Origin of the sequence: Paenibacillus sp. P2(2022) (assembly GCF_029522175.1) — a bacterium.
GTDB lineage: Bacteria > Bacillota > Bacilli > Paenibacillales > Paenibacillaceae > Paenibacillus > Paenibacillus polymyxa.
In genome coordinates, this window is the sequence record NZ_JAKWFI010000014.1 from 1 (window position 1) to 18,709 (window position 18,709).

At 45.2% G+C, this 18,709-nt stretch carries 19 protein-coding genes; 5 read left to right on the top strand and 14 right to left on the bottom strand.

Annotation, left to right across the window (positions count from 1 at the left end):
- Positions 1 to 527: 527 nt before the first annotated feature.
- The gene (locus MMB75_RS24100) at positions 528 to 1,400 is read right to left on the bottom strand and encodes a DNA adenine methylase (protein WP_045244798.1); all 873 of its coding nucleotides are present in this window, start codon (positions 1,398 to 1,400) and stop codon (positions 528 to 530) included.
- Between the two features lie 137 nt (positions 1,401 to 1,537).
- Positions 1,538 to 3,073, bottom strand: coding sequence for a ParB N-terminal domain-containing protein (locus MMB75_RS24105; protein WP_277511208.1), 1,536 nt, complete (start codon positions 3,071 to 3,073; stop codon positions 1,538 to 1,540).
- A gap of 666 nt (positions 3,074 to 3,739) precedes the next feature.
- Here MMB75_RS24105 and MMB75_RS24110 point away from each other — a divergent pair.
- On the top strand, positions 3,740 to 3,871 hold the full coding sequence (locus MMB75_RS24110; RefSeq protein ID WP_260846419.1) for a hypothetical protein: 132 nt from the start codon (positions 3,740 to 3,742) through the stop codon (positions 3,869 to 3,871).
- 313 nt (positions 3,872 to 4,184) lie between these two features.
- On the opposite strand, the gene rlmH is transcribed toward MMB75_RS24110, so the two are convergent.
- Entirely contained in the window at positions 4,185 to 4,664 is a 480-nt protein-coding gene (gene rlmH, locus MMB75_RS24115; protein ID WP_013312768.1) for a 23S rRNA (pseudouridine(1915)-N(3))-methyltransferase RlmH, read from the bottom strand.
- A 179-nt stretch (positions 4,665 to 4,843) separates the two neighbouring features.
- Positions 4,844 to 5,677 carry a hypothetical protein gene (locus MMB75_RS24120; RefSeq protein ID WP_016822480.1) on the bottom strand — a complete coding sequence of 278 codons (834 nt, stop codon included), beginning with the start codon at positions 5,675 to 5,677 and terminating at the stop codon, positions 4,844 to 4,846.
- A 165-nt stretch (positions 5,678 to 5,842) separates the two neighbouring features.
- Here MMB75_RS24120 and MMB75_RS24125 point away from each other — a divergent pair, with 165 nt between their 5' ends.
- Together MMB75_RS24125 and MMB75_RS24130 are read left to right on the top strand one after the other, a co-directional pair.
- Complete coding sequence (locus tag MMB75_RS24125; protein WP_016822479.1) at positions 5,843 to 6,187, top strand: helix-turn-helix domain-containing protein; 345 nt, start codon at positions 5,843 to 5,845, stop codon at positions 6,185 to 6,187.
- Positions 6,188 to 6,241: 54 nt separating this feature from the next.
- A complete protein-coding gene (locus MMB75_RS24130) occupies positions 6,242 to 6,595 on the top strand; it encodes a helix-turn-helix domain-containing protein (RefSeq protein ID WP_016822478.1) in 354 nt (117 codons plus the stop codon).
- A gap of 80 nt (positions 6,596 to 6,675) precedes the next feature.
- On the opposite strand, the gene MMB75_RS24135 is transcribed toward MMB75_RS24130, so the two are convergent.
- From MMB75_RS24135 to MMB75_RS24150, 4 genes are all read right to left on the bottom strand, one after another.
- Entirely contained in the window at positions 6,676 to 7,164 is a 489-nt protein-coding gene (locus MMB75_RS24135) for a DinB family protein (RefSeq protein WP_016822477.1), read from the bottom strand.
- Positions 7,165 to 7,168: 4 nt separating this feature from the next.
- Positions 7,169 to 8,134, bottom strand: a complete 966-nt coding sequence (locus tag MMB75_RS24140) for an AraC family transcriptional regulator (RefSeq protein ID WP_103042641.1) — start codon at positions 8,132 to 8,134, stop codon at positions 7,169 to 7,171.
- An 81-nt stretch (positions 8,135 to 8,215) separates the two neighbouring features.
- Positions 8,216 to 8,383 (bottom strand): CxxH/CxxC protein, encoded by a 168-nt coding sequence (locus MMB75_RS24145; RefSeq protein WP_013373879.1) that lies wholly within the window; start codon positions 8,381 to 8,383, stop codon positions 8,216 to 8,218.
- A 105-nt stretch (positions 8,384 to 8,488) separates the two neighbouring features.
- The gene (locus tag MMB75_RS24150; RefSeq protein ID WP_103042642.1) at positions 8,489 to 9,253 is read right to left on the bottom strand and encodes a class I SAM-dependent methyltransferase; all 765 of its coding nucleotides are present in this window, start codon (positions 9,251 to 9,253) and stop codon (positions 8,489 to 8,491) included.
- Between the two features lie 233 nt (positions 9,254 to 9,486).
- Between MMB75_RS24150 and MMB75_RS24155 the strand changes: the two genes are divergently transcribed.
- Complete coding sequence (locus MMB75_RS24155) at positions 9,487 to 11,205, top strand: cellulase family glycosylhydrolase (protein WP_045244803.1); 1,719 nt, start codon at positions 9,487 to 9,489, stop codon at positions 11,203 to 11,205.
- A gap of 86 nt (positions 11,206 to 11,291) precedes the next feature.
- Here MMB75_RS24155 and MMB75_RS24160 read toward each other — a convergent pair whose 3' ends face one another.
- Positions 11,292 to 12,527, bottom strand: coding sequence for a S1C family serine protease (locus tag MMB75_RS24160; protein ID WP_045244804.1), 1,236 nt, complete (start codon positions 12,525 to 12,527; stop codon positions 11,292 to 11,294).
- A 503-nt stretch (positions 12,528 to 13,030) separates the two neighbouring features.
- On the opposite strand from MMB75_RS24160, the gene MMB75_RS24165 reads away from it, so the two are divergent.
- The gene (locus MMB75_RS24165; protein ID WP_013373883.1) at positions 13,031 to 13,237 is read left to right on the top strand and encodes a hypothetical protein; all 207 of its coding nucleotides are present in this window, start codon (positions 13,031 to 13,033) and stop codon (positions 13,235 to 13,237) included.
- Here MMB75_RS24165 and MMB75_RS24170 read toward each other — a convergent pair.
- From MMB75_RS24170 to yycF, 5 genes are read right to left on the bottom strand one after another with little or no spacing between them, the layout of a single operon-like run.
- Complete coding sequence (locus MMB75_RS24170) at positions 13,206 to 14,012, bottom strand: MBL fold metallo-hydrolase (protein ID WP_016822471.1); 807 nt, start codon at positions 14,010 to 14,012, stop codon at positions 13,206 to 13,208. The genes MMB75_RS24165 and MMB75_RS24170 overlap by 32 nt on opposite strands.
- A gap of 6 nt (positions 14,013 to 14,018) precedes the next feature.
- Positions 14,019 to 14,783 (bottom strand): two-component system regulatory protein YycI, encoded by a 765-nt coding sequence (gene yycI, locus MMB75_RS24175; protein ID WP_013373885.1) that lies wholly within the window; start codon positions 14,781 to 14,783, stop codon positions 14,019 to 14,021.
- Positions 14,784 to 14,804: 21 nt separating this feature from the next.
- The gene (locus MMB75_RS24180) at positions 14,805 to 16,142 is read right to left on the bottom strand and encodes a YycH family regulatory protein (protein WP_019689082.1); all 1,338 of its coding nucleotides are present in this window, start codon (positions 16,140 to 16,142) and stop codon (positions 14,805 to 14,807) included.
- On the bottom strand, positions 16,139 to 17,968 hold the full coding sequence (gene walK, locus MMB75_RS24185; protein ID WP_025366252.1) for a cell wall metabolism sensor histidine kinase WalK: 1,830 nt from the start codon (positions 17,966 to 17,968) through the stop codon (positions 16,139 to 16,141). Before walK ends, MMB75_RS24180 begins: the two co-directional genes overlap by 4 nt.
- Positions 17,965 to 18,696, bottom strand: coding sequence for a response regulator YycF (gene yycF / locus MMB75_RS24190; protein WP_017425992.1), 732 nt, complete (start codon positions 18,694 to 18,696; stop codon positions 17,965 to 17,967). Before yycF ends, walK begins: the two co-directional genes overlap by 4 nt.
- Positions 18,697 to 18,709: the final 13 nt, after the last annotated feature.

Sequence of the window (18,709 nt, forward strand, 5' to 3'; positions counted from 1 at the left end):
CGACCCAAATGGTCCTTATTCTCACTTTTAATAACCTCAACGGTTTCTTTACATTTCAACGACCCAAATGGTCCTTATTCTCACTTTTAATAACCTCAACGGTTTCTTTACATTTCAACGACCCAAACGGTCCTTATTCTCACTTTTAATAACCTCAACGGTTTCTTTACATTTCAACGACCCAAACGGTCCTTATTCTCACTCTTAATAACCTCAACGGTTTCTTTACATTTTCATTTTAATCCCATTTTTTAATAACCTTCTCCTGTACTATAACCACCTTCCCTGCTTTTTCCATACCGACAATCTCATTATACTTCTCCATAAATAACCCTGTCTAGCATTAATTATTGTGTTTAGCATAAAAATATATACCGTAATAGTTAAGCACGTACTTTTATATTAAAGCTTCAACATCAATTAGAAATGGCCCTGCTATCTCTTACACATTGCCGTCATTTATGATACGGTTCTCCACGCTGTCTGTAACGTCAAGTTACAATCAAAAAGGTTGACCCAGTCTAGGATCAACCTTCTAATTCTTCTATAAACTGAACTTTGTCGAAAGAAGTTACAATAGTCCTGTCATTGTGAAATAAATATTCTCTCTCTTTTCTTTTCCTATTTGCAGAATATTGAAGCTGATACACCTTTGTAGGCACGTCTTCATATATTTCAGAAATTTTGTCAATGTAATCATAAGTAGTGATCCAGTGACTATTTACTATTCCCCTAATTGATTCGGAAAGTTCTCTATGGTCATCATGACTGTAAAAATTGGTATATAAGTTCTTTCCCTGCTTATAGTATGGAGGGTCAAAGAAAATAAAGAGCCGATTTGCCGCATAGTTTGGTAAAATACGTTGTATAAAATAAACTGCATCATGATTGTATAACTGAATTCTATCCCTAAGATTGAATATACGCCTAATTTTGTCCACTAAATCACTACTATTATATCTGCAATGCAATGGATACTTACCGTTTTCATCCCTGCTTATCGGGCCACCTTTAATTATCCCCGAGCGGTTAGTACGATTTAAAAAGAAGGTTGCAAATCCAATTTCGAGAGTTCCATATTTGTGTTGATTATTATAAATCTCTCTTTGTCTTTCCCACTCTTCTATATTTATAGGTGTAGTTAAAATTAAGTTAATTAAATTTTCTGGATCGTTTAAAACACTATACCAAAAGTTATAAATGGCTCTATCAAAATCATTAATTACAATTGAATGTACATTCTCTTTTAAGAGTAGTTCAACTGCGAGGCCAGCACCACCCGCAAAAGGCTCTACGTAAATAGGATTTTCTATTCCATTCTGCTCAATTACATTTCTTACGAATTTATATAATTGTGATTTCCCTCCAGGATAGCGAAGAGGCGAGTATGTTAATGGCAAAGTTGTTTCCTCCTCCCTTAAAGAAATGTACATTCCCCAGCAATTGTTGAGCGAAAATCATGGGATAATACTAGCACTAGATTGATGAAAACCTAAATTATAGCATATCACATCAATCAATTTAGCGAAACTGATATTCAAATCTTAATTGAATTTTGCGTTGCCAAAATATCGTCTAAACAATCGAGAATCATAGATACTTTTTTCCAACAATCTAGAAGCTCCTGATAATCAGGAGTTTGCGTTTGTGAATGAATATAAAAATTTATGATTCTTGTAACTGCAGTATTGTTATTCTCAGTGAAAGTAACATCAATCAGTTCTATTTGTTCTTCATACTGTGGAAATGATTTCTTCAAATGAATTTTAATAGGATCAAATATTAATTCTCTCAAAGTTTGGTTTCTTTTAGTTCTATCTTTGGCTACTCCTTTCAGTCTATTTTCTCCATCTTGATGGACAAAATAGTCAATGTATTCATGTGTGTATGTCTCAAGTAAAGAACGAACTAGATACATCGATCCCATTCGATTCTCCTTATATTTGGTCGATTTAAGTTCTTTAATCAAAACATTAATCCTCTTGTTTAATTTATAACGATTTGTAAAAGGGTATGCTTTAGTCAAATAAGTATACTTTTCTAAGTTTGTAGCGCCTTTCGTTGTTCCACCCTTCGGTGCTTCTTCAGTTCCACCCTTCGGCGCTTCTCCAGTTCCACCCTTCGGCGCTTCTCCAGTTCCACCCTTCGGCGCTTCTCCAGTTCCACCCTTCGGCGCTTCTCCAGTTCCATTTCCCATATCTGTCTTCGCAGTGTTTAAATCTCTTTGACTCATACTAACAACTCGAGAATCAAACACTTCCTCTACAGTAGAACGTGTATCAATTTCATTATGTAAGTATATACGTTCTATTATATCTTTAAGTGCAGCATTGAAATTTTGCACAGGCAATTCCGTCGTAATTCTTTGGTTTGGCAAAAAATCAATTTTGAGAATTTCTCTGGCTTTTTTAGAAAATGGTAAAAAACGATCTAATTTTGTTGTTTCCATTTTAAAAATTTCCAAATTTCTTTTCTCTTCATCCGTCCATGACAGTTCATTTCTCACATATTCCAAAAAATAAAAGAAACGAATTCCTTTTCTTACGATCGAAGGAGTTTCACCCAAAACTCTAGCAATGTGATTGATAGACTCTTGTTTTCTATACCTATTAATATATCTTTTCGTTGTGGCAATAGTAGACCATCGTTTAATCCCTTTTTCTCCTGCATGACGACTTGTAATAAAGGGTTCCGCCGCATCTCTACTTGGAGCAAGAACCACTGGAAGATTCTCAAGATATTCCTTCATAGATGAGTCAATATCAGGCACCTTATTAAACTCATTAGTCGAAAGAAGCGAGCGATTGTAGAGTAACTTACAAGCAGATATTCTTCGGTTCCCTTCCACAACAACATACTTACCATCTTCAAGAATAACTACTGGCTTTTCTGCCGGAGGTAGTCCTTGGTTAGTGTTTATACTGTTTGCTAGTTCAATAGAATCTTCTTCGTTAACCAAAAATCTTAATAAATTTTCTTGAGTAGGTTTATCAATGAAAACTCGAGGATTATCGTAATCAAGCAGCACTTGAGCAACATTTACATTTATTTCTTTCCAATCAGAATAACTCACTTAAACACTCCTGTCGTGTTGTTATATCCACATTATATTATTTACGACCTTTACAATAAACTCCTTTTTGTCACCTTCATGGATCTTCACCACAAACTTTACTGTCTGAATCTCTGGGCAAAATATGCACTTCTTAATTTTAAATACACACACAACAATTAAAGAAACACTTTTTGTCTAGGTCTAATTGATTTGTTAGTTTGTGAACTCCTAATGGTGGTGAAAACCCATTTCTTTTACTGGGTAAATTTTCCTACTTTTTAATAAAAAGAAGACTTCTATAAATGAAAGGATGAACTTTTTTTCGAAGCATCAGTATCTACCACGACATTCAGAAGCCGTCTCAAAATCCCAATATTAACCATGCGCTTATGGCTCATATCAATCAATACTTCCAACACCTACAATCCGAACTCTCCAGTGACGAAGACGACACCTCCACCATCGACCAACACAGCCCCATCATCCTTCTCGAATCAGGCGACATCTTTACAATCTCAGCTACGCTGGATTGCACGGTGACGATCTCTTCACACACACCTTCGAGTTTGTAGAAATCTACGACCTTGGAGACATTGAAATGTACAGAATGGTCTTGATGCTGGATAACGATTTTTGGGTCACGTTTTTCGCAATAGTCGGAACACTTGATGAGGAGGCAGAACAATGGCTGAACTAAATTGCAATCAGAGACTAAACACAGAGGAGCTACTGATTCACAAACTCAGAAATACCTTCGACGAACGAGGGCTCAAATGTCTGGGTAATGGTTATCGCAGCAAGGCCATACCAGCATGAAGAAAAGGGGCAGCTTGCCCAAACAACAGACACACTGTCCCCGACGCGCCGTGTACGTGTTGTACTTCGTACAACAGACAATCACAACCTGAACCCATACGATTCCCAAGCGTCAGTTGCGTCAATTGCGGCGGATTGTCAGTCCTGACACTTTTGACACTAACAAAGCTGTGTCTACGTGGGTTGTGGTACGGGTGCGGCCTTTCCAACAAGCTACCCGCAAGTCAAAACGCGAAGGGAGTCACACGGATGCACCTGCGAAAAGCCTTGCCCCGTAAGGAGTCTGCTCGATCTCCACCAAAAAAACTTGCCGCTACTTATGATATGGCTCCCCCCGATTAATCTTCACCGCCCGATAAATCTGTTCCACCAGTACCAATCGCATCAGCTGATGTGGCAAGGTCATCCTTCCGAAGCTCAGCTTCTGCTGGGCGCGGCGGAGAACTTCGTCAGAGAGACCGTGGCTTCCGCCAATGACGAAGACAACATGGCTTGTACCGTAGGTGCCGAGCTTGTCCAATTCCTCTGCGAGTTCTTCCGAGCTCCAGAGTTTGCCGTCGATGGCAAGTACAATCACGTGTGCTTCACTTTTCACATGGGCTAAAATACGCTCGCCTTCTCGCTCCTTAACCTGTCGGACTTCCGCCTCGCTTAGTGTGTCTGGGGCCTTTTCATCCGCTACCTCGATCATTTGAAACTTGATGTATGGCCCCAGCCGTTTAGCGTATTCCTGAATGCCCATGACCAAATATTTCTCTTTTAACTTGCCCACACCTATAAGCTGAATAAACAAATTCCATACCCCTATCTATGTCGAATGATAATGTAAAATCGTATTTACGATCCCTAACTTAGAAACATACCTGTATCATAGTTATTTTAGCACCTGAAACGTCTCTTACCTATCTATTTCCTCTCCGTTACAAGCCTATTCCCTGTTCAGATTATAGCGGATCATTCATTTAGGCCTCATCACAATGGAATGCTTTCAGTTCCGTATTCATCAAGACACCATATTAGCATCTGTTGATATTCGCTGATTTGCTCCGCTGTTGCTGATTCCCGTAATGATTCGAACAATGCCGTACATTTCTTGAAATTACGATCGTTACCTGACTGATCTGCTAGTTGCATCGCCCGCACAGTAAGTCCCACTGCATCCTGTAATCTGCCGCACTTCCGATAGTACAAAGCCAAGTGATAGCAGTAGCTATAATAGTAAGATATGTTCTCTGCGTCTTCATAACTCTCGAATTCATTAATCTGCTCTGCAAACGTATGTAAAATATCTGCCACATCCAAATGATACATAAGCGCTGCCTGTAATATGGTATTGAGCCCCGGTAATATTTCCTCTAGATTATCCTGCAAAAAGGCTACATATTCCTCGATCAGCTCTATATTTCCAGATAAAATATCTACTGCATATAAATTAGTTTTGGCTAAAAACCTGAATTCCTCGACAACCTGATTGTCTTCTTCCTCTAAATCCTCCATCCACCCTAGCTCAGCATACTTATAGATGCACTCCCTTGCCTGCTCATATGCACCCTGATTCTGGTGAGCCATTCCGCACATCAGGTGACTGAGCCCAAAATAATATACCAACGGACGTTCTAAATTGACATGCGGGATGGGTAATTTCATTGCTTTATAATACTGCCTTTCTTCGTAGATACGCTGGACACATTGGTACAAAATATCCGCCGTCTCCATCACCTTTTTCCAATTTTCAAAAGCCACAGCCATCTCCAACATTTCAACAATGATATCCGGTTTGAGTGATTTCAGGATAGAAGTTTCCAAGAGTAGCCTCTCCTCATATTCCCATGTACAGCCAATTGTATAGAAATTGGAATAGGAGGTCAATATAAAAAGTACTTAAAAGTACAATTTTATGTGTTTTTATTTTGCATAAGATGGTCTGTAACGATATTCTCTCCTCTTCTAACCTTAAGTGGAGGTGATCACATGAGTTTACCAGAAAGTGTCGGAAACCGGATACGGGAGCTAAGAAAGGCTAAAGGATGGACACAGGAACAACTGGCAGAAGCCGCAGGACTTCATTACAGTTATATTGGCGGAGTTGAACGTGGAGATCGAAATATTTCATTGGAGACGTTGGAAAAAATTATTTTAGCGCTAAAAGTTCCAGCCTTTGAACTTTTTCAATTCGATGAACCTACGGATCGAAAACAAATCATAAATGAACTTATGTTACTCATAAATTCAAGAGAAACAACAGAACTCGAAATTCTTACTACTATTACTAAAAACATTGTTGGTTTAGTTGAGTTACAGCATAAAAAGATTTGAACTATTCCCTTCTACCTGACTTTTACACTTCATCTTCCATAAGCTTGTTATGAGGTGGTTAATATAACAAAATTACGAAATTCGGTTGGGGAAAGAATTAAAGCAATTCGGAAGGCTAAGGGATTAACACAGCAACAACTTGCGGAGCTTTCAGGATTAGATGATGCATATATCGGATCACTAGAGCGTGGAGAGAGAAACTTTTCGATTGATACCCTGGAGAAAGTGCTAACCGCCTTAAACGTGTCTATCAGTGAATTAATGTTTTCCGAAGAACATATGACTGCAGACGAAATGATTCGGCAAGAGGCCATAGATGAGTTTGTTGCGTTGACCAGCAGATTGAACGAAGAACAAATCAGGATTCTTAGTCGTGTTAGTAAAGAAGTTTCACGTGCGTTCGACTAAGCCATTCCACCCTGAAAAGTCTTAAATAAAACCAAAAAGAGCACCCCACAGGTGCCCTCAAACCTTTTTATATAAAAAACTTAAGCATACAACATAAAAAAGCTCACTTCATGTCCCAGTTGCTTCAGATAATTGTAGATCTGCGAGCGGTGATGGAACACATGGGTCACAGTCTCAATTTGCCATTGAACCTGCAAATGCCCATGCTCCATATAAAAGGCCTTCGTCGAACGATTCAGATAATCGTCTTCGCTAAGCGAAAGAATGTAAGCCTTATATGCCTCAAAATTCTGCTTAAAAGTCTCAGCCAAGCGCTCGGGATCTTCCACTCCGGACAGGCTATTTTCAATCTCTCCTACTTCTACCTCGGACTTCTCCTGCATAATCGCAAGATCCGAAGCTGGAATAAGCACAAAGTGGTGCACTAACTCCAGCAGCGAACGGAAATTGTCCTGTGGGCGAAAGCTCCAATCCTCTGGACGTATTTTACGAATCAAGGCTTCCCCCGTCCGTACCCCGGTCTCCAGCTCATTCAGCAGATGATCGCGAACCTGCAGCGTTCCACTCATATCCTCATCTCTCCTTTGCCATTCTTCTTCCTATTTTGAGTATAGCCGAGGGTTCCGAACGTGTATTGTAAAAATCGGACAACTTCCGAAAGTCCTTAGCCGCAGTAAGCGGGGAAGCTCCATAAAATCTGCGAAAATCACGGATTAGATGCGCTTGGTCAAAAAAGTTATGCTTCAATGCCAACTCCATCGAATCGACAGAATCACCATTCTGAATACTGTGCAGAACGCTCTGGAAGCGGACGACTTCACTGAACTTTTTGGGGCTGATCCCAATCCATTGCCCAAATTTGCGGTTGAGCCGTCTTTCACTGATTGCCTCACGCTCCGCAAGCTCCTTAACCCCCACACTCCCGCCGTTCACAAAGATGCGATGCAGCAAGTTTTTCATCAGGTCACAATCGTTCGTGCGTTGGCGCATTAGAAGCTGGTTAAGATACTCCTCCATGATGCGCACCCGTTCATTAAAGTCTCGTGCCTCCAAAATGCGCTCACCTATGATCTCGACATTCTCGGGCCATATCTCTTCCAAGCGATAATTACCGCCTGTAAACAAATGAGTCGACATGCCGTGAAAATAATGTGCTCCACCAGGGAAAAATCTTACTGCAAAAATGCGTGTCTCGGACCCTGCTTGTCTGGTAGACACGAACGGATGCGTAAATGTCCCGCAGTATGAGAGTTCCTGACGCTTACTCACCGGGTCGTATTCTAATAGAATATCCGTACAACCATCAGGTAATACCCGGTCCACTGCCTCTTCTTCCTCCAGCCAGCCTAATGAAGCTTCGTCTCTATCCGATACTGCCATATTCCGTTCATAAACTTCTCTAGTAGCCGGACCCGACTCCCAATAGCAGGCTACGTAAGCTCTCAGCGCAGCAGACGGCTTTTGTTCAATATAATATGTATAGGGATCACTTCCATTGACCTGAAGCGGACGAAACAGTGAATGCAGCAAAGGGTCCATCCAACGTTCACTCCTGTCTCAGTACATGGTGGGGATGTATACAAAAAGGACGTTTCTGCCCGAAACGCCCGTGCTTGTTGTTTAGACGACCAAAAACTCTGCTTTTTTCTCACATTCCTTGCACTTCACTGGAGGGTCCCAATCCGAAAATTTCGTTTCTTTGAGATCGACGACATCCGGTGCATCCTCGTATTCATCGACGAACATATCAATTGCCAGTTCCACATGCTCTTTACATACCACGTACATTCCAGTTGCATCCCTTTCCGTTTGAAGCTCTTCCTGTTGTAGGTGTGTCAAAACCGCCTTCTTTTGTTCTACCACACTTGACGCGGAAAGGAAAGGGCTTGCCCACTATACCTGACGTTTGGTCTTAAAAATGAGAAAATTACTGACGTTCAGGTCTTCACGGAAATGGGGATATTTCTCCAACATGTCAGCAGACGGCTTCGGTTCGGCCATCCCATCCAACAACAAGCCAGCCTCAACAATGGTCTGTACATAGCTGCCCAGCGTACGGTGAAAATACAAAAGCTTTTCCTCCTGATCATAAGGAATGGCTTGCTCCAAAGGGCCTTCGTTGAAATATTGATCCACTTTCCAATACAGCTTTTTTCCTGTCTCATCCTTTACCCACCCACTCTGCGGCGTCAGGAAACATGGATGTAAAATAGAAAAAATAAAGCGGCCCCCTGGAACTAATAATCGCCGCATTTCGGCAATCGCCTGCTCATAATGAGCCAAGTCCTGTATGACCATATTAGACACGATCAGATCAAAGCTCTGGTCCCCGAACATCTCCAGCTTCTCCAGATTGCCATGGTGATATGTAATTCCCAACGCTGCTGGTGTTCGCTCTTTGGCTAGCCTCAGCATCTCTGTCGAGTAATCGACAGCCTCCACCAAAGCACCCGCCCTGGTCATTTTCCGGCTCAGATAACCTTCGCCACAGCCGGCATCCAGCACCTTTTTGCCTGCGATCAGTCCCATACACTCTTGCAAAGCAGGATTTAGCAGCACTTCACGAGACCGATCCCCTTCTTCAGTGTACTTAGCAGTAAAATTTTCCGCATGCATATTCCAGCGTCGAATGGCCTCTTCGGTGTTCCATGTCCCCATATTTAGCTCCATCTCCCTTCCGTACTCATTAGCCCTTTGCGAATCCATCTTTCGCGTAGGGTCATAGATTCTACACTCATTTCTGTATTTTTTCAATAATAACGCTTACAATTGTAAAATAACTAATTCACACATGATTTTTACTTGAATTATGCAGGTATTCCATATTGCATTAGTATGATAGTGTTTTATTAGAAAGCGCTTTCAAAAATAACTTTGTAAAGGGGCCTGTTATGTTAAAACGAAGACCCATTTCATTGCTGTCGTTGACGCTTGCCATTACCCTATTATTATCCACATTCGCATCCGTGGCCGCTGCTGAAACGGACGGACAAGCACAGCCAACTGCTGCAACAAGCAATATGCAGTCATACGTGGAAGCCATGCAGCCTGGATGGAATTTAGGAAATTCGCTGGATGCTGTCGGGGCGGATGAGACCGCCTGGGGCAATCCGCGCATTACCCAAGCTTTGATCCAGCAAATTGCTGCCCAAGGGTACAAAAGTATTCGGATTCCCGTCACCTGGGATAAGCATATTGGAGCCGCACCCCATTATACCGTTGAATCTGCTTACATGAACCGTGTGGAAGAGGTTGTTCGCTGGGCACTGGATGCCAATCTGTACGTCATGATCAATGTCCATCATGATTCATGGACGTGGGTAAGCAGTATGGAGCCCAAGCATGATGAAGTGTTAGCACGCTATAACGCATTATGGACACAAATTGCCGACCGCTTTAAAAATCAGCCTCACAAGCTGATGTTCGAGAGCATTAACGAGCCCCGCTTTTCTGAAGGGGGAACAACGGATGAAGCGAAAATGAATCAGATGCTTCATGAGCTAAATGTATCCTTCCATAAAATCGTTCGCGCCTCCGGTGGTAAGAATGCCACGCGTCCCCTTGTTCTGCCTGGATTAGATACTTCACCTGCTCAGGCCAAAATCAACGAACTGTATAACACGATAACCAAGCTGAACGATCCCAACCTGATTGCAACCGTTCACTATTATGGCTTTTGGCCTTTCAGTGTAAACATTGCCGGGAATACAACATTTGATAAAGCTGCCCAAAACGATATTGTTCAAACCTTTGATAATGTCTATAACACCTTTGTAGCCAAGGGAATCCCGGTTATTGTCGGTGAATATGGCCTGCTCGGTTTTGATAAACATACAGGTGTTATTGAACAGGGCGAAAAGCTGAAGTTTTTTGAATTTTTGACTTATTACATGAAAGAGAAGAAAGTAACAGGCATGCTCTGGGATAACGGCCAGCACTTGAATCGGAGCACTTACAAGTGGTCTGATCCTGAACTCTTTAATGTCATTAAGGCCAGCCTGAAAGGACGTTCCTCCAATGCAGCTAGTGACCTCATTCACTTGAAGAAAGGCTCTTCTGTTCAGGATACCAAGATCACCCTAAACCTGAACGGCAACCAGTTGAAATCGCTCAATGCCAACAGCAAGCAGTTGAAACAGGGCACCGACTATACGCTGAGTGGAGACACATTAACCTTCAAAGCCAGCTTGCTCACCAGCCTAATTACTTCCGGTAAATATGGTGAGAATGCCGTTATTAACACCAAGTTTAATAAGGGGGCTGATTGGAATTTTAGAGTCGTCGTGTATGATACACCGAAATTAAGTGCCGTCGAAGGGACTACACAAGCCTTTACCATTCCAACAGACTTCCGTGGTAGCCAGCTTGCGACGATGGAAGCCGTGTATACGAATGGAGGCAATGCCGGTCCACAGGATTGGACACCTTATAAAGAGTTTGGCAATACTTTTGCCCCTGCCTATGATACGAATGGCATCAAGCTGCTGCCTGAATTTTTCAACAGTGTGAAGGATGGTGAAGTCACGTTGAAGTTCCACTTCTGGAGCGGCGATGTAGTGACATACAAAATCACCAAGAGCGGAACCCGCGTGACGGGTACGACATCTTAATCCAAGGTACTGCAGAAATCAAAAAAAGGCGTTCCCGGAAATAAGCCGGAGAGCGCCTTCTTTATAGTTAAGTCTATCATTCAACCTTAGCCTTCCGGCTTATCTGTTAATTTTAACGTCACTGACTCTTCCTTGCCTGCCCGGTAAAAGGTAACTTTAAGCTCATCGCCAATCTTCTTGTTATCATACAGGTAGCGACGCAAATCAAGCGTAGAGTTAATCGGTTCGCTATCAAACGCTGTAATGACATCGTTCAGCTTCAAGCCGCCCTCCTTGGCAGGACCATGGGCCTCCAGAACAACGGCTCCATCCTTGACGCTGTCAGGCAGCTTGAGTTCCTTGCGCTGAGTTTCATCCAAAGGTGCATATTCATTATTGAGGTCCACCGTGTACACCCCCAGATAAGGGCGGGTAATCTTTCCATCCTCAACCAGTTCATTCACCGTCTTCATTACCTCATTAGCAGGAATGGCGAAGCCCAGTCCTTCAACACCTGTATCGGCGATTTTCATCGTATTGATGCCAATCACCCGTCCGTCAAGATCGACCAGCGCTCCGCCGCTGTTTCCTTCATTAATCGCCGCATCAGTCTGAATCACATGCTGTTCCCAGTCATATACACCATCCTGATTAATGGAGATTGGAATGATGCGATTCGTATAGCTCACAATGCCGGAGGTCAGGGTGTCTCCCAATCCGAGCGGGTTGCCAATCGCAATGACCGTCTCGCCCAGACGAAGTTTGCTGGAGTCCCCGATATCCGCCACTGTGCTAATGCCTTTATCATCAACGGCCAGTACAGCGATATCACTAATGCGATCCTTTCCGACCAGCTTCGCCTCTTTTCTGACACCGTCTACGGTTATAATATCCAGATCATCCGATCCTTCAATGACATGGTTGTTTGTCATAATAAAGGCTTTGCCTGAGCTCACACGGAAAATGACGCCCGATCCAAGCGCGGATTGTTCCGTACTTTTACCGTCTTCCCCCTTCAGGTTTACGATGCTGACGACGGCTGGGCGTACCTTGGCTGCCGCCTGCACAATCCGATCATACGGATCGCCCGCTGCTTGCCGCAAGGGATAATGACTTGCTCCGGTTACCGCTGTAGTGGAGGGCAGACCTGTAACAAAGCTGAACAGCAGCACGGAAACCACTGCACTCACCGCACCGCTAATGACAGCAGCCTGCACCGGACTTACCCGACGATTCCTGTGCGGCCAACGTCCTCGTCCTCCGCGACGCGCCTTAAATGCCGTTTTTTTAGCCGCACGTGTGGACACCTTCGTTGAATAAAAATCATCATCAAACAAGCCCATGCTAATCCTCTCCCCTTCGTTGTCATGCACCGACACTCACTAAAAAATTAGGGCTATTCGGGCTTGCGCCAACCTATGCTACAGAGAACCTGCTCCGTTGAACATCTCAAATGGATTGAATATCCCCTACCATCGGAATTCAGCAACTAATCGTTCCGGTCTACTTATTAATCACCACAAATGGAACCTTCCTAAGCAACCAAATCTCATAAATTAGCATACACGCCGAATCTGACCCCGAATAGAGGAAAAAAGAGGAATGATTTCCAAACCAATGGACTACAATAGTAACAAGTCTTCTATTCTATTACAAAATGATCGTCTCATAGAGACGTTCTGGCTTGTTCCCGTCCGCTTAAAGCAGCCTATACTTTCGATGAGAGCCTTCCTTCAGAAAGCTTTCTGTTGTTAGCTTTATTGTATCACAGCACTTGGCAAAACCACAGGCAGAACCAAGCTTATTGCACGCCATTTTAAAAATATTTTTACAGGAGGAATATAGGATGAATTCCCATCGTTCCGCTATGGATGAAGTTCGCATGGCAGCCAAGCTTGCGGATTTGAAAGACGAGCACTACCGTAATACACTGGCGCTAAGTACATTGATTGAGCTACTGGTGGACAAAGGCATAGTGACCCGTGAAGAGGTCGAGCGCAAAGCCGCCGAGTTGGACAGCTTTATGGCTCACTTACCTTATCCCAAGGTGTAGGACGATCATAATACGTATCACACAATCGAAACTCACTATCCTTGTAAAAACAGCCGCGGTCTTCCATTGCCCCGCGTACGGTCAGCTTCGCAAGCTCCATCATATTGTGGTCGCGGCTCAAATGTGCCAGATACGTCCGCTTTGTCCGTCCGGTCAACAGCTCGCTAAGAATCGCACCTGCCATCTCATTGGATAAGTGGCCGATATCACTGAGTATACGGCGCTTGATGTTCCAAGGATAGCGGCCCATACGCAGCATTTCTACATCATGGTTAGCCTCTAGCACCAATACATCTGCATCTGATATCGCTTGTTTTACCTTATCGCTGACATAGCCGAGATCGGTCGCTACGCTAAGCTTCTCTGCCCCATCATAAAAGCTGTATCCTACGGGCTCAGCCGCATCATGGGAGATGCCAAAAGACTCTACACGCAATGACTCAAATTCCCGTGTCGCGCCTGTCTCCAATATTCTGCGGTTATCATCCGCGATTTGCCCAACAGCGTTGCTGATGGCAAACCATGTCTTCTCGTTAGCATATATAGGTAAATTATATTTACGCGCCATGGCGCCTAGTCCTTTAACATGATCGGAATGCTCATGCGTGACCAAAATACCATCCAACTCTTCTCCGCTCAGATCGCGTTCTTTCAGCAATTCGTCAATACGCTTTGCGCTGAGACCTGCATCGATGAGCAATGTCGTGTCTTCGTTCCGTACAACGGTAGCGTTGCCGGTCGAACCGCTCGACAGCACGGTAAAAGAAATCCCCATATCTGTTCAAGACCCTTCTGTATGTTCTGTCTTTGGACTAATGACATCTCCGTTCATCTGTACATAATACACGCCTTTTCCGTTGTCCAGCATAAACCGCCACACCGGAGCAGCCACCTGGCTATCGGAGTTAAAGGTCTGTCCGTAATATCCGAGCCGGATATCCTTCACTACGGAGTCACGCGGCAAATAGCCATCGATCAGCCTCGCCAAGGCTTTGGACGCAGGCAGCATTTTCTTTGCCTCATCCGAGGGCTGGAGCTCCACTTGAATTTTGCGATACCCTGTAATCTTCTGATTGCTGTAAAACAGAGCCAGCTTCACATTAAAGAGCGGCCACTTGCCCTGTACCAACGGATGCAGTACAAAAGCATCTGCCTGTCCGGATACAAGCTCCTCCTGGACATCCAGCGGATCATACTGATAGCTATCGATATCCTTGATTTGCGGCTCCAATGCCTCCACTAGCGCATCATGAGTGAATACCAGCTTGCTGTCCACTGGTCTCAGCAGCTGCACAAGTTCATCTTTCTCTCCACTATGGACATAGGTGTAAGACAGCTTGGGCAGCTGCGGGGTATCTCCGGGAATCGGAGCCAGCACCTGAATGCTTTTCTCTTCCATTAAACGCTGCGTGTTTTCATCCAGTGAAGTAAAATCCAGATTCGGCCCGGCCGTTTCCTGCGCATCATGCCACAGTTGATAACCCAATACCACATTGAGCAGCAAAAATGTACAGATCAGTACGTTTTTAGCGCGGCTCCAATCCATTCCCGTTCCCCCTTCCTATTATCACTTTGTCTCTTGGTCTGACTTTTTTAATGTTGTATTGGATGCTGTCGTTACAGGAACAGCATGAATCTCTGCAACAGAACCGTCGCTGAACGTAACACGCCACTCTGGGATGAGCTTCAATCCGTCATTGATCAGCTCTGGCTGATATACAGGAGTCAGATCTCTAATCGACTTGCCGTCGCCTACCGTTTGCAGTTGCTTCTCCAAGGTCTCACCGCCTGGGAGCATCACTTTCTTCGAGGATTGCTCCCCACCCTTGAGATACAGCAACGAACGATCATAGACAGATGCCGTTTCCTGCTGGATTTGCAAGGAGATCGTACCAAATCGGAACGATGGCGTATCCAGCACCGGATAAGCGCCATAATACTGCTGGAACATCACACTCGTGCGATTTTCATCGCTGCTTCTCAATTTCATCTGATACGCAGCATCCCAACCGCCATGCTGATTTACAAAATCAACTGCGGCCAACACGTCCCTAATTGGGCTGCTTCCATCCGCTCCCGGTGCACTAGGATCGGTATAGCTCATCCAACGTTGATCCTGCTTGATCTGTAAGCTACGCTTGCTATCTGTATAAATCTGGGAACCGTCTTTTTCCTGAATATTGCGCGTAATGCCCGGATCGAAAAATAAATTCCGCTGCATCTGTTCTGTCGTAAACAACCCGGCATATACCACAGGCTGTACAGTCTCCAGGTCATCCACGGGAATGTAATACTGATTATTCACCAGCTTGTACAACGGGGCGTTTTTCCCAAAATTCACATGCTGCCGAATGTCTTCTACCGTCATATCGAACTGGTTCGCCTCATACACCACATCGCCTCTGGCACTAAAAAAGAGCGCGTGCGGCTTGGCATTCTTTTCGTCGATATAGATCCAGATGCGGTTAATCGTCTCCCCCTGAAATACTGAATCCGGCGTCAGACGCATGACTCGTTCCAGTAATGAAACCGGAACCCCGCCGGAAAATGATAATTCGATCCCCTCATTCTCACTGCGAATCCGTGCCCAGTCCGCTGACTGGATACTCCGGCGTTGGAAATTGTTAAAGCTTCGGCTTTCCAGCCGTGTATAAATCAAATCGTAAAAAGTAACCCCCGGATAAAAAACGGTATGTTTCTTCTCACCTTGATGAATTAGCATCCTATCAGGGAATACAAGATTTTCAATCTTTTTCTCCTGCCCCATGCTTTCAGTTTTGACATAGTTCGTTTCTGAAGTGAGTACAGAATCACTGCCCGGAAGACGGTAGATCAAAAAATAAGTCTGAACCAGACTGGAAGCCACCAGCAAAACAAGCGTCCAGGACTTCAAACGTTCCTTCACTGTGCTTCCCTCCCTTCACCCGACATAGGCAGCGTAAAGGTTGTACAAGTTCCCTGACCATATTCAGACTCCAGGAAAATCTGACCTCCATGGGCCTTTACAATTTCCCGGGCAATCGACAGTCCCAGTCCTGTGCCACCCATATTGCGCGATCTCGCTTTGTCCACACGATAAAACCGTTCAAAAATCCGGTCCAGATCTTTTTTGGGAATACCAATTCCGGTATCCTGCACCGAAATAGCCAGCATTCCCTCATGGTTGCGGCGAGCCTCGATCCGAATACTTCCACCTTCCGGCGTATATTTCAACGCATTGGACATCAGATTGTCCAGCACCTGATCAATCTGATCACGGTCGATCACGACCTTGCCAATCCCCTGCTCTACGAACATCCCTGAGCGAATGTGTTTTTGCTTCATTTGAAAGGAAAACCGATCCGCGACCTCGTCCAGCATCTCCATCACATCGGCAGGCTGCATCCGCAGAGGCGCCTCATTGGAATCGAGCCGCGACAGATGCAGCAAATCCGTAACCAGCCGGATCATACGCTCCGTCTCGTTACGGATGACACCTACAAAACGCTCTGCGAGCTGCGGCTCAGCCATCGCGCCGTCATCCAGCGCTTCAGCGTAGCTGCGGATCGTCGTCAGCGGTGTGCGCAGCTCATGAGATACATTAGCGACGAATTCCCGCCGCGTCGTCTCCATCTCTTCCTGCTCCGTCACGTCCTGAAGCACAGCAATCGTGCCCGTAATGCCAAATTCGCGCCGATGAATGGGTGTAAAGGTCACGCGGATGACGATGGGTTCATCCTGACCGGCCGGCTCCAGCTGCAAGAGCGTAGAAGCGGACGATCCGCTGTACAGGGCCTCGGTTTCCTCCGGGTCGATCCCCAGCAGTACCGCGATATGTCTACCGGTCATTTCATTCTCGTTCACGCCCAGCATGGCGCTGGCCCGGCGGTTGACCAGAATGACCCGGCCATGATCGTCGGTAGCGACCACACCGTCGCTCATATTGGTCAAGATGGAGGAGAGCTTTTCCTTCTCCTCCTCATTCTGCGACAGGGCCTCACGTAGACGTCCTGTCATATAGTTAAAGGCCACACTCAGCCTACCGATTTCATCTTCGCCAAACACTGGCATCTGCTGGTCAAACTTGCCCTCAGCGACCTCCGTTGCATGACGTGTCATCACTTTGATTGGATGCGTAATCGTGTGGGCCAACACCACGCCCAGCACAGCCGTCAACGCGAGCGCAATCAGCATACCTGAGAGAAACACATTGTTAATGCGTTTCATCGTATCGTACAGCTCAGCCATGGAAGCAGCGATGTACACAGCACCGACGATTTTGCCTTGGCTGATGACAGGCTTGGCGACGACCTTCTTGCGGACGTTATCTTCGTCCACCATATATTCCTCGTTATCACGGATTCCTTGGAGTGCGCGGCTAACCACTGTCTGCGTATTTTTACGTCCGACATAGTCAGCATGAGAGCCTTGAGAAGTAATCAGTACTTTGCCACTGGCATCCAGCACCTGAATTTCCGCGCCGCTGAAGTCAAACAAGTTATTCACGCGTGCACGCAGACTTTCGACGCTATCTTCCTCCATTTTGCCATCACTGCCACTCAGATCCTGCTCCGCCAGCACGGACAGCATCTCCGCCCGTGCTTGCAAATCCTGCGTGAAATTACTCGTCAACGAGTTCTTCATCGAGCTGACAAAATAGACTCCAATCAACTGCATGGCCACCAAGATTAGCAGCACATAGATAATAATCAGCTTGGCATGAATGGTACGAAAGAAGGACAGCCATCTCATGCCCGCAGGCCACCTTTGCCCCCGCTAACGATATATCCGAGGCCGCGGCGTGTCAGGATGGTCTCCGGCTTGCTCGGGTTTTCCTCAATCTTCTCGCGCAGCCGCCGGATCGTCACGTCTACCGTCCGCACATCCCCGTAGTATTCAAATCCCCATACCGCTTGAAGCAAATGCTCGCGAGTCATGACCTTGCCTGCATTTTTCGCCATATAATACAGAAGTTCATACTCGCGGTGCGTCAGGTCAAGTGGAGTTCCATTTTTATAGGCTGTATACATATCTGCATCAAAAAAGAGATCGCCTACACGCAGCCCCTGCTTTTCCTCCTGTGAGCGGTTTTCCGGCGTGCCCGCCATACCACGTTGCTGTCTGCGCATCTGTGCCTTTACCCGTGCCAGCAATTCCCGTGTGCTGAACGGCTTCGTCACATAATCGTCCGCCCCCAGCTCCAGCCCTAGCACTTTGTCGATTTCCCCGTCCTTGGCAGTCAGCATAATAATTGGCGTCTGAAGCTGATGTCCGCGCACCTCGCGGCATACGTCCATACCGTCCATGCCCGGCAGCATCAGGTCCAGCAAAATCAGGTCTGGCTGTTGCTTAACCGCGATATCCACCGCACTGATTCCATCAAAGGCGCAAATGACCTCGTAGCCCTCTTTTTCCAAATTAAATTTCAAAATATCAGCGATAGGTTGTTCATCATCCACTACTAGAATCGTCCCTTGCATACAGCGTTCACCT